This window comes from Sphingobium sp. (assembly GCF_003248505.1).
Classification (GTDB): Bacteria; Pseudomonadota; Alphaproteobacteria; order Sphingomonadales; family Sphingomonadaceae; genus Sphingobium.
In genome coordinates this window covers 79560-92061 of record NZ_QFOA01000002.1, presented here as the reverse complement: position 1 = coordinate 92061, position 12502 = coordinate 79560, and the positions used below count along the sequence as shown (strand labels likewise).

Below are 12502 nucleotides of genomic sequence, written 5' to 3'. Positions count from 1 at the left end.
ATGGACCGGGACGTGCCCTGATGGCGTTGGGGCCGCGCCTCGACATTCGGCAAAGCCAGTCGCTGGTGATGACGCCGCAGCTTCAGCAGGCGATCAAGCTGTTGGCGCTGTCCAATCTGGAGATTGAGGCATTCGTCGCGGCGGAGCTTGAAAAGAATCCCTTGCTCGAAGCCGGTGGCGACGATCCCGCGCCGCCGGCGGACGGCATCGACCGGGTGGAGGATCGCCCCACCCTCGCCGCCGAAACCGGATCGGCGGACGACCTTATCGCACAGGGCATGGGCGCGGGGGACAGCCCGCTCGACATGGATCAGGGCGCGGACATCTTCATCGACGATAGCCCGGCGGACCGGATGGCGGGCCCCGGCGGCGGCCTGGATCTGGGCGGCGGCTATGCCGAAGACGCGCCCGATTTCGACAGCTTCGCCGCGCCCGCCACCAGCCTGCACGAATATCTGATGGAGCAGGCCCGCGCCGCGCTGTCGGGCATGGACCTTGTCATCGCAACGCAATTGATCGGCCAGATCGGCGAGGCGGGCTATCTGGAGGCGAACCTTCTTCAAACAGCCCATGCGCTTGGCATCCCACTCCATGATGTAGAGCGCGTTCTGTCCGTCATCCACGGTTTCGATCCCACAGGCGTGGGCGCGCGCTCGCTATCCGAATGCCTTGCGCTCCAGGCGAAGGAGGCGGACCGCTACGATCCCTGCATGGCGCGGCTGCTTGCCAATCTCGACCTGCTGGCAAGGGGCGCGCTCCCGCAGCTGCGCCGCATCTGCGGCGTGGACGAGGAGGACATGACCGACATGATCGCCGAATTGCGGGCCTATGATCCCAAGCCCGGCCTGCGTTTTTCGCAGATCAGCGCCGCGCCGGTCACGCCCGACCTTTTCGTGCGTCCGACGCGGGATGGCTGGGCGATTGAGATCAACAGCGCCACCCTGCCCCGCCTCCTGGTCAACCGCACCTATTATGTCGAATTGTCGAGCGGACCGCAGGACCGCACCAGCAAGGCGTGGCTCACCGACTGCCTCGCCAGCGCCAACTGGCTGCTCAAGGCACTGGACCAGCGGCAAAAGACCATCATCAAGGTGGCGAGCGAAATCCTCAAACAGCAGGAAGCCTTCTTCCGCGAAGGCGTCGCGCATCTGAAGCCCCTGACGCTCCGCGCGGTGGCCGATGCCATCGGGATGCACGAAAGCACGGTCAGCCGCGTCACCTCGAATAAATATCTCGCCTGCCCGCGCGGCCTTTACGAACTCAAATATTTCTTCACCAGCGGCGTTGCGGCGGCGGGCGGCGACGGCGCGGTGTCGGCCGAAGCGGTCAAGAGCCACATCAAGGCGCTGATCGGCGCCGAAGACCCGCAAGCGATCCTGTCCGACGACACGCTTGTCGATCTGCTACGCGCGAAGGGAATGGACATCGCCCGCCGCACCGTCGCCAAATATCGCGAAGCGATGGGGATCGGATCGTCGGTGCAGCGGCGGCGGCAGAAAGCGCTCAAGGGCAAGGCTGCCTGACGGCTTGACCCGGCCCACCCGATCGGCAAGAGCGACGCGCGACCCGACCCGATCAGGAGCCACCGTTCATGTCCATCGCCTGTCTGAACGGCGCATTTCTCCCGCTGGAGGACGCACGCATCTCCCCGCTCGACCGGGGATTCCTCTTTGCCGAGGGCATCTACGAAGTGGCGGCGGTGATCGACGGCAAGCTGATCGACAGCGCCAGCCATCTCGCCCGGCTGGAGCGGTCGACCGGTGCCATCGGCATCGCCCTGCCTATGCCTCTCAAAGAGATCGAGGCGATGCAGAAGGAATTGATCGCCCGCAACGCCCTGACCCAGGGGATGGTGTATCTTCAGACCACGCGCGGCGCGGACCGGTCGCGCGACTTCCTCGCCCCGGCCGACCTCTCGCCCACCCTTTTCCTGTTCGTCCAGCACAAAGACTTTCTCGATACGCCAGCCGCACGCGAAGGCATCGCCGTCGCGACCATGCCGGACCTGCGTTGGCAGCGGCGCGACATCAAAAGCGTGGGGTTGTTGGCGCAAGTGATGGCGAAGCAGGCTGCGCATGATGCGGGCGCGCAGGAAGCCTGGATGGTGGAGGACGGTTTCGTGACCGAAGGCGCGTCGTCCACCGCTTTCATCGTGACGGACGAAGGCATCGTCACTCGGCCCTACAGCCATGCCGTGCTGGCAGGCTGCACTGCCACCGCAATCAACGCACTGGCAACGGAAAGCGGCATCGCGGTCGTCCGCCGCTCCTTCACCGTGGCGGAGGCACTGGCGGCGAAGGAGGCGTTCATCACCAGCGCGTCGACGCTATGCCAATCGGTGGTGAGGATCGACGGCCAAGCCATCGGCGAGGGACGGCCCGGCCCCCTCGCGACCCGTCTGCGTTCGCTCTACATCGACTTCGCGCGACAGACCGCCGTCTAATTGAATCCATTATGGATGGATCTATTGAAAGCCGATTTGCCGCCGATCCGGAGGAAAGCCCCCTATCCGCCCGCATTGGGAGGCGCCACCGACACTGACCCGTCGTTATTGAACCTATTTTGGTCCGACATCGAACGAAATCGCAGTGATTCAATCCGTTCTTGCGTTATCCTTGAGAACGAAGGTAGAACAGGAGACGATGATGACGCTGGATTTCGCCTATCCGTCCGCAGGGGACAGCCATCCGATAGCGTCGCCCGACGCTCGGCTCGGACTGTTGGTGATCGGCGATCGGATCGATTTAGACGATGTGTCCCCGATTGCGGATGCCGCAGGGCTGCGGCTGCTCGGCGTCACCGGCCTCGACCAGGCATCCACGCGCCTTGACGATCAGACGCGTTGCGACACGCTGCTGATATTTTGCCCCGTTGGCGGCACGATGCTGGAGCGGTTGCTGGTTCAGGCGGAAACGCAGGCGATCCAGACCGGAATGGCGGTGATCGTCGTGGCCGGATGGGACACGATGGACCTCGCATATGCCTGCATACGCAGTCCCTATACCCAGCTTCTATGCGATCCGGACCGGACCGAACTGGCCGCCGCGCTGGTCGCGTCGGCCGACCGAAGGCCTCAGCACAGTCTCGTCCATGACATCAACGGCGAAAGCGCACGACTCCAGCGATTGAGCGAGGAAGTCGGACGGCTGGCGCGCACCATCGATGCGTTGAGTCAGCGCCCGCACGGTGCCGCGCCCAGTTTCGATCTTGGCCCCCGCATCTCGGACCGACCGAGCGACTATATCGGAATGCCGTCGGCGATGACCGACGCGGACCTTCCTTATGCCAGGAAGGCGGACGGAAAGGATACGCACCGCCCCGTCACGGCGTCGCAGATCCGCGACCTGTTGCGCGCGCGCCGATTGAGGGGCGATTTCATGCCGGGCGACCTCTTTGCAGACCCCGCATGGGACATGCTGCTCGACCTGCTGGCCGCGCATCTGGATCAGGGCCGGGTGTCGGTATCCAGTCTTTGCATTGCCGCTGCGGTTCCGCCGACCACCGCGTTGCGCCATATCCGCACGCTCACCGACCGAGGACTGGTGGAACGGCAGGCCGACCCGCATGACGGCCGCCGCGTCTTCATCGCTCTGACGCAGGACACCGCCGACTCGCTGATTCGCTGGTTCGGTGCGAGCCGTCGATTGATGTGCGGCTGACGTGACGCTTGACCGCCGCGCATTTTGCTCGCAATAGGCCCCGACCCGCAAACGGGGGCGATTAGCTCAGTTGGTAGAGCGTCTCGTTTACACCGAGAATGTCGGCGGTTCGAGCCCGTCATCGCCCACCAGTTTCCCGTCAAACCGGCCTCATCCGCTCACCGGCACGGCATCGCGCTCCGATATCGCATCGGGACGGTTACGCTGTCTCCTCGCCCCTTCGCTCGCGAGCGCAAAGGCCATATTGCGACGCTGCGGACGCGCTGCTAACGGCTTTCGACATGATCCAGCCGCCTGAAATCATCCGAGTCTCGAAATCCCGCGTGTCCTGCGATGGATCGGGGGACATTCCCGCCGCTTTGGGCCACCCGCGCGTCTTCCTCGAAATCGACGAGCATGGCTATGTCGACTGCGGTTATTGCGACCGCCGCTTCGTCCTGATCGGCGGGGTCGCGGATACAGCGGACGTCGGCGCGAAGCCCGATATCGCGTCGGGCGCGAGCCTCTAGGCTCATTCCGAGATAGCAGCGCCGCCGCGTCGCTGCGTTTTTGCTGTTGGGCAAGTGGGGGAGCGCGCCTATATCGGGCGCATGACCGATCTCGCTTCCCATTTCACTGACGCTCGTGGCCTCCTTTATCGACCCGGCCTGCTCGATCCGGATGCCGCACGCCGCCTGACAGCCGATGCGCTGCAAAGCTGCGACGATGGCGAGCTCTATCTCCAATATCGTGCGAGCGAGAGCTTCGGCTTCGACGACGGACGGCTCAAGACAGCCGATTATTCGACCGACGCGGGCTTTGGGCTACGCGGCGTGTCGGGCGAGATGACGGGCTTTGCCCATGCCAACGACCTGAGCGAAGCGGCGATCCGCAAGGCGGCGCAGACGCTGACCCTGCTCGATCCGGCGAAGGGCCAGCCCGCCCCGCCGCCGCAGCGGACCAACCGCCATCTCTACACCGACGCCAACCCGCTGGAGATCGTCCCCTTCGCGGAAAAGGTGGCGCTCTGCGCGCAGATCGACGCCGCCGCCCGCGCTCGCGATCCCCGCGTGGCGCAGGTTTCGGTGAGCCTTGCCGGCAGCTGGTCGGTGGTGGAGATCGTGCGCGCCGACGGCTTTACCGCAACCGATATCCGCCCGCTCGTCCGCCTCAACGTCTCTGTCATTCTGGAGGAGAATGGACGCCGCGAAACCGGCGTGTTCGGCATCGGCGGGCGTTATCTTTACGACCGGGTGACGGACCCCGCGGTCTGGAACCGGGCCATCGACGAGGCATTGGCACAGGCGCGCGTCAACCTGATGTCGGTCGCCGCGCCTGCGGGGGAAATGACAGTGCTGCTCGGATCGGGCTGGCCCGGCGTGCTGGTGCATGAGGCGATCGGCCACGGCCTGGAAGGCGACTTCAACCGCAAGGGCACCAGTGCCTTTTCCGGGCGCATCGGCCAGCGCGTCGCGGCGTCGGGCGTGACAGTTGTGGACGATGGCAGCATCATGGACCGGCGCGGATCGCTCTCCATCGACGACGAGGGCACGCCGACGCAGGAGAATATCCTGATCGAGGACGGCATCCTGCGCGGCTATATGCAGGATCGCCTCAATGCGCGGCTCATGGGCGTCGCCCCAACCGGCAACGGGCGCCGCGAAAGCTACGCCCATGCCCCGATGCCCCGCATGACCAATACCTTTATCAAGGGCGGGCAGGACGATCCCGCCGAGTTGCTGTCGCGCGTGAAGTCGGGCATTTTCGCCAAGAGCTTCGGCGGCGGCCAGGTCGACATCGTGTCGGGCAAGTTCGTCTTCTCCTGCACCGAAGCCTACAAGGTCGAGAACGGCAAGCTCGGCGATCCGATCAAGGGCGCAACGCTGATCGGCGACGGCCCCACCGCGCTGACCAAGGTGATCGGCGTGGGCAACGACTGGGCGCTCGACGAAGGCATCGGCGTGTGCGGCAAGGGCGGGCAGAGCGTGCCCGCAGGCGTCGGACAACCGACGTTGCTGATGGAAGGTCTGACCGTCGGCGGCACCGCAACCTGACCCAATTCGCGTGGAGGCACGGAACCGCCGGGCCTCTACGTCATTGAGTCAGCATGACATCCTATGCCGACAGCCATGACGCCGTGACCGCTGACTGGGCCGCGAGCCTGCTCGATTTCTGGTTCAACGAAGTTGGCGAAGAGGGGTGGTGGAGCCACGACCCGAATGTCGACCGGGCCTGCGCCGATCGGTTTCACGACATATGGGATGCCAGACGGACTCAGCATGCCGAACAGTTTTTGGGGCGTGCCGACGAGGCGCTGGCGGCGATATTGTTGTTCGACCAGATACCCCGCAACATGTTCCGGGGCGGCGCCGACGCCTTTGCAACCGATCCGCTGGCCCGCGATATCGCGCGGGGCGCGGTCGCGCATGGCTATGACGTGCAGATCGGCGGCGCGGGGCGCACCTTCTTCTACATGCCGTTCATGCACAGCGAAGCGATGGAGGATCAGGATCTCTCCGTTTCGCTGTTCGAAGCGGCAGGATCGCCCGAGCATCTGGATTTCGCCCAGAAGCACCGTGCCATAATCGTGCGTTTCGGGCGCTTCCCGCATCGCAATGCCGCTCTGGACCGACCGACGAAGCCAGAAGAACAGGATGCCGTAGCGCAGGGTGAAGCCTGGTAGACCGGATGCCTGTTTTTTAGGCAGAGCCAACCAGCTGCTCAAAAATGCAGCGCGCGTTCGCATTCCTTACTTTCGAAAAGGCGCATTAACGCGTCATTAGCAAATTGGCACGGCCCTTGCTGGTATGTCCCCGCACACCAACAAGGGGGCGACATGAAACTTGTCATGGCTATAATCAAGCCGTTCAAGCTCGACGATGTCCGCGAGGCACTATCCTCGCTGGGCATCGCGGGAATGACGGTCAGCGAAGTGAAGGGCTTCGGTCGCCAGAAGGGGCAGACCGAAATCTATCGCGGCGCGGAATATTCGACGAATATGGTCCCGAAGATCAAGATCGAGGTGGTCTGCGACGACGACCTCGCGCCCCGCGTAGTCGAAGCGACGCAGGCCGCCGCCAATTCGGGCGCCATAGGCGATGGCAAGATTTTCGTCCTCGACGTGGGTCAGGCGGTGCGCATCCGCACCGGCGAGACCGGCGAAACCGCGCTGTAAGAAGGGGGGAATGATGACCTTTTTCAAGAAAATTGGCAGCGTTGCGGGGGCGGGCGTCCTGACGCTCTGCGCCGCTGCGCCTGCCTGGGCGCAGGCCGCTGCGGCCCCTGTCGCCACCGTCAACAAGGGCGATACCGCCTGGATGATGATTTCCACCGTGCTGGTGCTGGCGATGATCCTGCCGGGCCTCGCACTGTTTTACGGCGGTCTGGTTCGTACCAAGAACATGCTGTCGGTCATGACGCAGATCGGCGCGGTCGCGTGCCTCGCGATGCTGATCTGGGTGATCTACGGCTATTCTATGGCGTTCGGCCCCGATTATACCAACGGGCTGTCCAACTTCATCTCCACCTTCGACAAGGCGTTCCTGAAGGGCATCACGCCCGCGTCGCAGGCTGCGACCTTCACCGCCGGTGTCGAAATTCCCGAATATGTGTTCGTCTGCTTCCAGATGACCTTCGCCGCGATCACGGTCGCGCTGGTGCTGGGTTCGGTGGTCGAACGGATCAAATTCTCCGCCGTCATGGTTTTTGCCGCCGTTTGGCTGACGATCGTCTACTTCCCGATCGCGCACATGGTCTGGGCGGCGAGCGGTCTCTTCTTCAAGGCCGGCGCGCTCGACTTTGCAGGCGGCACGGTGGTGCACATCAACGCGGGCGTATCCGCTCTGGTCGCGGCACTGATCCTGGGCAAGCGCCTGGGATTCCCCAAGGAGCCGATGGCTCCGCACAGCCTCACCCTGACAGGCGTGGGCACCGGCCTGCTGTGGGTCGGCTGGTTCGGGTTCAACGCCGGTTCCGCGCTGGAAGCCAATGGATCGGCCGCGCTTGCCATGATCAACACCTTCGTCGCCACCGCATCCGCCGCGCTCTTTTGGATGCTCGCCGAGCGTCTGAACGGGCACAAGGGATCGGCACTGGGCTTCTGCTCGGGCATCGTCGCGGGTCTCGTCGCCGTCACTCCGGCTGCGGGCAACTCCGGTCCGTTCGGCGCCATCGTGCTGGGTGCGGTCGCCTCGATCATCTGCTTCTACGCCGTCACCGTCCTCAAGCCCAAGCTCGGCTATGACGACAGCCTCGACGCCTTCGGTATCCACGGCATCGGCGGCATGATCGGTGCGATCGGCACCGCCATCGTCTATGCCCCCAGCCTCGGTGGCCCCGGCGCTGCGGACTATAACATGGCGGCCAAGCTGATCGTCCAGATCGAAGCGGTCGCCACGACCATCGTCTGGGCGTCGATCGGCACCGTGATAGCCATCTTCATCGCCAAGGCCGTGACCGGCCTGCGGGTCAGCCAGGAAGTCGAGTATGAAGGCCTCGACCTCGGCGAACATGGCGAGCGCGCCTACAACCCGTAAGTTTCCACCATTGGGCCGGGCGGCGATCCTGCCGCCCCGCCCCTCACGATGTTCCTCCTGCGAACACGCCTGGGCCGATGCGAAAGCGTCGGCCCTTTTTTGTCGGGTCAGCGCGGACGGGTCCAGAGCGATGACGGGCGCGGCGTCGCACGCGGCCAGCGGCGCGCGCGGCCTATCGCCTGAACTCCTGCCTTCGCGACCCAGGCCAGCTTCTCGGCCTTTCGCGTCACCACCCGGTCGTCCCAAGCCCCACCGCCCCGCCGCGCGACTTCGCGGGCGATATCGCCATAGATGCCCGCCGCTGCCAGCACCGCCCAGGCCGCGCGCGGCGGCAAAGCGCCGGTCCCGTGACGCGCACTGTCTTCGTAGGCCGCCGCGCGTTCCGCCAGCCGCCGCCCAAGGATCGTCAATCGGGGCCGCGCGTCCCGCGTCATCAGGCGCGCGGGGTCGATCTCCGCCTCTGCCAGCCATTCGGCGGGCAGGTAGCAGCGCCCCGCCACCGCATCCTCGCCGATATCCCTCGCGATGTTGGCGAGCTGGAACGCCAATCCCAGATCGCACGCCCGGTCCAGCGTCTCTTCGTCACCCGGATCGACCCCCATCAGCACGGCCATCATGCAGCCGACCGCGCCCGCCACATGGTAGCAATAGCGCATCAGATCGCCTTCTGTGACCGGTCGCCATTCCTGCGCATCCAGTGCGAAGCCGTCGATCAGATCGTGGGCATAGCGCGCGGGGATGGCGCATTCGCGCATGACCAGGCCGAAACCGTCGAACGCGCGATCGCCGGTGGGTTCTCCCCGCAACGCCGCGTCGGTGCGTGCCCTCATGTCGGCGAGCCTTGCCGGGCCGTCCGTCACGCCTGCCAACGGGCCGCCATGGTCCTGCCCATCGGCGATGTCGTCACACTTGCGGCACCAAGCGTAGAGCAGCCAGGCGCGTTCGCGCGTGCGCGCGTCGAACAGTTTCGACGCCATCGCGAAGCTGCGGGACCCGCGCGCGATGCTGTCACGCGCATGAGTGACGAGGGCGGGTCGATCGTAGCGGGGGGCATCGGTCATGAAGGTGCCATGCCCTCCCCCGCTCGCCGCGTCGAGGGGGCTTACAGGCGATCCGCCTTCATCGCGAATATCGTCTCGTGCGGTTGATAGGCCGCCATGGCATCCACCAGTTCTTCGATCCCGTCCGCATGGATCAGGATGCCCGCATGCTGCGCACGGATAAAGCCCGCTTCCACCATCTGCCGGTTGAAGCCGATCAGCTGGTCGTAGAAGCCCGCGACGTTCAGCAGGCCCACCGGCTTGTCATGATAGCCCAGCTGAGCCCAGCTGATCGCTTCCCACAGCTCGTCCATCGTGCCGACCCCGCCCGGCAACGTCACGAAGCCGTCGGACAGGTCGGTGAACATCTGCTTGCGCTGGTGCATGGTGTCGACGACGTGCAGTTGCGTGCAACCCTTGTGCGCCACCTCCGCACCGACCAGTGCCTGCGGGATCACCCCGATCACTTCGCCACCCGCTTCCAGCGCCGCGTCCGCAACCGCGCCCATCAGGCCGAGCCGCCCGCCGCCATAGACGACGCCGATGCCCCGCTGCGCCAATGTACGCCCGACATGCCGCGCCGCGTCGATATAGGTAAGGTCGGCGGGTGTCGCCGACCCGCAGTAAACCGCCAGTCTCTTCATCTAAATCCTGCCAAGATCTTCCAGCATCAGCGCCGCGGTCGCCTTGGCGCTGCCCACCACGCCGGGGATGCCCGCGCCGGGATGGGTGCCGGCCCCTACCAGATAGAGATTGGGAATGACATCGTCCCGATTGTGCGCGCGGAAGAAAGCGCTCTGCGTCAGCAGCGGCTCCAGGCTGAAGGCGCTGCCCATATGCGCTGCCAGATCCCGCCCGAAATCCTTGGGCGTATAATGGAACTGGGTGACGATGCGCGACCGGATATCGGGGATCAGGCGGTGCTGGATTTCGTCCAGGATGCGTTCGGCATAAGCGGGCGCGAACTGGTCCCAGTCGATCGGCAGCTTGCCCATGTGCGGTACCGGGGCGAGCGCATAGAATGTCGAATGCCCCTCCGGCGCCATCGACGGATCGGTGACGGTCGGGTGGTGCAGATAGAGCGAGAAATCCTGCGGCAGCACGCCATGATCGTAAATGTCGGTCAACAACCCCTCGTATCGCGGCCCGAACAGGATCATGTGGTGCGGAATGCCGGGCCAGCTGCCCTTGATCCCGAAATGGAGGACGAAGAGGCTGGGCGACCAGCGTTTACCCGCCAGTTTCTGTCCCTGCTTCGCGCCCCGCGGATGATGGGCAAGGAGGTCGCGATAGCTGTGCATCAGGTCGCCGTTGGTCGCGACCGCGTCCGCCTCAGCCCGCCATCCCGATGCTGTGTGCACGCCCGTCGCCCGGTCGCCATAGGTTTCAATCCGCGTTACCGGATCGCCCAGCCGCATGACGCCGCCCAGCCGCTCGAAATGCGTGGCCATCCCCTGCACCAGCCGGTTGGTCCCGCCCTTCGCGAACCAGACGCCGCCATCCTTTTCCAGCTTGTGGATAAGGGCATAGATCGAACTGGTCTTCATCGGATTGCCGCCGACCAGCAGCGTGTGAAAGGACAGCGCCTCGCGCAGCTTCTCGTTCTTCACGAAGGACGAAACCATCGAATAGACCGAACGCCAGGCCTGATAGCGGGCGAGCGCGGGCGCGGCCTTGATCATGGACGCGAAGTCGAGGAACGCGACCGAGCCGAGCTTGCGATAGCCCTCCTCGAACACGCCCGCCGCATAATCGAGGAAGCGGCCATAGCCTGCGACATCGTTGGGATCGAGCTTGGCGATCTCCGCGCGCAGTTGCGCTTCGTCGTTGGAATAGTCGAAGTTCGTCCCGTCGCGCCAGTTCAGGCGGTAGAAGGGCATGACCGGCATCAGAGTCACGTCCTGCGCCATGTCGTGACCCGACAGGCGCCATAATTCGGCCAGGCAGTCGGGATCGGTGACGACCGTGGGCCCGGCGTCGAAGGTGAAACCGTCCCTTTCCCACACATAGGCTCTTCCGCCGGGGCGGTCGCGCGCCTCCACCAGCGTGGTCTGGATACCGGCGGACTGGAGGCGGATGGCCAGCGCCAGCCCCCCGAAGCCCGCACCGATGACGATCGCGGTTCTGGACATCAGGCGGGCGGGTTCAACAATGTTCGCATGGCGCTCCTTATGGGGACCGGGGGCTTGCCGCACAAGATGCGCAAACGGTCAGACATGCTCGATTGCCCGGCGTAGAAGCGCTGGATGAGCGCCGGGTCGAGCCGGTAGAACCGCTCGAAAATACGCCAGCGCTCATCGGGGCGGGCGGCACCGAACAGCATCCGGCCCAGCATCCGGTAATAGCCGCCCCGCCGCCAGTGCGCGCTGGCATAGGCGCGGGCGGCGCGGGGCAGATCGTCGAGCGGCCGGTCCGCCATCCGCAGGGCGAACCGGACCGCGTCGGGCAGCGAATAGCCGGTCATCGGCTGGAACAGGCCGGCGCGCACCCCTGCCCGCGCCACCGGATCGCTCGGCGGCCAGTAAAGATCGAAATCGCCGCCATGCACCACCGGCAGCACGCCTTCTTCCCGATGGACGATGTCGTAGCGCCAGCCGCGTTGCGCTGCATAGGCGGCGATCCGCGCGTCGATGGCAGGCACGTCGAGGTCCGGCGTGTCGCTGTAATAGGTGTCTTCGACGAACAGCGTGCGTTCGTCCCACGGCAGCAGGTAGACGAAGCGGTAGCCGTCGATCTGCTCGACCGTCGCGTCCATGATGACCGGGCGGTCGATGCCGTGCGGCGCTTCGCAGCGCAGGGCGTGCCCGACGAATTTCTGCCAGCCGCAACGCAGCGCGCTCATGTCCCCCGGACCGCGCGCATCGATGACGGCGCGCGCCGTGATATCGCATCCTTCGGCGAGCGTCACCGCATGGCGTGCGACCCCGCTGACGGCTGCGCCGGTCAGCAAGCGGTCGCCCAGCTGCCGTTCGAGTGCGACAGCGAAGTGGACAGATGTAACGCTGTTATACGGGGTCGAAAGCTCTCGGCTGTGACCGGGGAAATGGACGGCATGGCCCTGCGGCCAACGATGCGCGACGAGCGGATCGATCAGCCAGCGATGCTCGCGCGCTACGTCGCCGTCGAAGAAAGACCAGATATGGTTGCCGCCGGGCCGATCCCCCGCCTCGACCAGCAGCAGGCGCACTTCGGGCCGCAGCGCGGCGAACGCCAGTGCGATCAGTCCGCCTGCCAGCCCGCCGCCTACGATGACGAGGTCATGCTCTGTATCCATGACGTTGCTGGTAGG

General features: G+C 65.2%; 12 protein-coding genes and 1 tRNA gene. 9 read left to right on the top strand and 4 right to left on the bottom strand.

Annotated elements, in window-relative coordinates:
• Nucleotides 1-20 precede the first annotated feature (20 nt).
• The 9 genes from rpoN (at nucleotide 21) to DI606_RS01485 (ending at nucleotide 8173) form a co-directional block, all read left to right on the top strand.
• Complete coding sequence (rpoN, locus tag DI606_RS01525) at nucleotides 21-1523, top strand: RNA polymerase factor sigma-54 (protein WP_293979233.1); 1503 nt, start codon at nucleotides 21-23, stop codon at nucleotides 1521-1523.
• Nucleotides 1524-1591: 68 nt separating this feature from the next.
• Complete coding sequence (locus DI606_RS01520) at nucleotides 1592-2443, top strand: D-amino-acid transaminase (RefSeq protein WP_293979232.1); 852 nt, start codon at nucleotides 1592-1594, stop codon at nucleotides 2441-2443.
• Nucleotides 2444-2645: 202 nt separating this feature from the next.
• Entirely contained in the window at nucleotides 2646-3659 is a 1014-nt protein-coding gene (locus DI606_RS01515; protein WP_293979230.1) for a winged helix DNA-binding protein, read from the top strand.
• A 55-nt stretch (nucleotides 3660-3714) separates the two neighbouring features.
• Nucleotides 3715-3790: transfer RNA gene (locus tag DI606_RS01510), tRNA-Val, on the top strand.
• Nucleotides 3791-3940: 150 nt separating this feature from the next.
• The gene (locus DI606_RS01505; protein ID WP_293979229.1) at nucleotides 3941-4168 is read left to right on the top strand and encodes a zinc-finger domain-containing protein; all 228 of its coding nucleotides are present in this window, start codon (nucleotides 3941-3943) and stop codon (nucleotides 4166-4168) included.
• An 81-nt stretch (nucleotides 4169-4249) separates the two neighbouring features.
• Entirely contained in the window at nucleotides 4250-5692 is a 1443-nt protein-coding gene (gene tldD, locus DI606_RS01500; protein WP_293979228.1) for a metalloprotease TldD, read from the top strand.
• Nucleotides 5693-5745: 53 nt separating this feature from the next.
• Nucleotides 5746-6321, top strand: a complete 576-nt coding sequence (locus DI606_RS01495) for a DUF924 family protein (RefSeq protein ID WP_293979226.1) — start codon at nucleotides 5746-5748, stop codon at nucleotides 6319-6321.
• Between the two features lie 153 nt (nucleotides 6322-6474).
• Nucleotides 6475-6813: a P-II family nitrogen regulator gene (locus tag DI606_RS01490; RefSeq protein WP_004209785.1), complete on the top strand. Its 339-nt coding sequence runs from the start codon at nucleotides 6475-6477 to the stop codon at nucleotides 6811-6813.
• Nucleotides 6814-6826: 13 nt separating this feature from the next.
• Nucleotides 6827-8173 (top strand): ammonium transporter, encoded by a 1347-nt coding sequence (locus DI606_RS01485; RefSeq protein WP_293979342.1) that lies wholly within the window; start codon nucleotides 6827-6829, stop codon nucleotides 8171-8173.
• A gap of 107 nt (nucleotides 8174-8280) precedes the next feature.
• Here DI606_RS01485 and DI606_RS01480 read toward each other — a convergent pair whose 3' ends face one another.
• The 4 genes from DI606_RS01480 to crtY are packed head-to-tail and all read right to left on the bottom strand — an operon-like array spanning nucleotide 8281 to nucleotide 12487.
• Nucleotides 8281-9234, bottom strand: coding sequence for a phytoene/squalene synthase family protein (locus tag DI606_RS01480; RefSeq protein ID WP_293979224.1), 954 nt, complete (start codon nucleotides 9232-9234; stop codon nucleotides 8281-8283).
• Between the two features lie 41 nt (nucleotides 9235-9275).
• Nucleotides 9276-9857: a TIGR00730 family Rossman fold protein gene (locus DI606_RS01475; protein WP_293979223.1), complete on the bottom strand. Its 582-nt coding sequence runs from the start codon at nucleotides 9855-9857 to the stop codon at nucleotides 9276-9278.
• On the bottom strand, nucleotides 9858-11345 hold the full coding sequence (locus tag DI606_RS01470; protein ID WP_293979222.1) for a phytoene desaturase: 1488 nt from the start codon (nucleotides 11343-11345) through the stop codon (nucleotides 9858-9860).
• Nucleotides 11345-12487: a lycopene beta-cyclase CrtY gene (gene crtY / locus DI606_RS01465; RefSeq protein WP_293979221.1), complete on the bottom strand. Its 1143-nt coding sequence runs from the start codon at nucleotides 12485-12487 to the stop codon at nucleotides 11345-11347. Before crtY ends, DI606_RS01470 begins: the two co-directional genes overlap by 1 nt.
• Nucleotides 12488-12502 lie beyond the last annotated feature (15 nt).

What these genes read in the sequence shown, in the direction of transcription:
- rpoN (WP_293979233.1), top strand. Translation starts at nt 21, where the DNA reads ATGGCGTTGGGGCCGCGCCTCGACATTCGGCAAAGCCAGTCGCTGGTG.
- DI606_RS01520 (WP_293979232.1), top strand. Translation starts at nt 1,592, where the DNA reads ATGTCCATCGCCTGTCTGAACGGCGCATTTCTCCCGCTGGAGGACGCA.
- DI606_RS01515 (WP_293979230.1), top strand. Translation starts at nt 2,646, where the DNA reads ATGACGCTGGATTTCGCCTATCCGTCCGCAGGGGACAGCCATCCGATA.
- DI606_RS01505 (WP_293979229.1), top strand. Translation starts at nt 3,941, where the DNA reads ATGATCCAGCCGCCTGAAATCATCCGAGTCTCGAAATCCCGCGTGTCC.
- tldD (WP_293979228.1), top strand. Translation starts at nt 4,250, where the DNA reads ATGACCGATCTCGCTTCCCATTTCACTGACGCTCGTGGCCTCCTTTAT.
- DI606_RS01495 (WP_293979226.1), top strand. Translation starts at nt 5,746, where the DNA reads ATGACATCCTATGCCGACAGCCATGACGCCGTGACCGCTGACTGGGCC.
- DI606_RS01490 (WP_004209785.1), top strand. Translation starts at nt 6,475, where the DNA reads ATGAAACTTGTCATGGCTATAATCAAGCCGTTCAAGCTCGACGATGTC.
- DI606_RS01485 (WP_293979342.1), top strand. Translation starts at nt 6,827, where the DNA reads ATGACCTTTTTCAAGAAAATTGGCAGCGTTGCGGGGGCGGGCGTCCTG.
- DI606_RS01480 (WP_293979224.1), bottom strand. Translation starts at nt 9,234, where the DNA reads ATGACCGATGCCCCCCGCTACGATCGACCCGCCCTCGTCACTCATGCG.
- DI606_RS01475 (WP_293979223.1), bottom strand. Translation starts at nt 9,857, where the DNA reads ATGAAGAGACTGGCGGTTTACTGCGGGTCGGCGACACCCGCCGACCTT.
- DI606_RS01470 (WP_293979222.1), bottom strand. Translation starts at nt 11,345, where the DNA reads ATGTCCAGAACCGCGATCGTCATCGGTGCGGGCTTCGGGGGGCTGGCG.
- crtY (WP_293979221.1), bottom strand. Translation starts at nt 12,487, where the DNA reads ATGGATACAGAGCATGACCTCGTCATCGTAGGCGGCGGGCTGGCAGGC.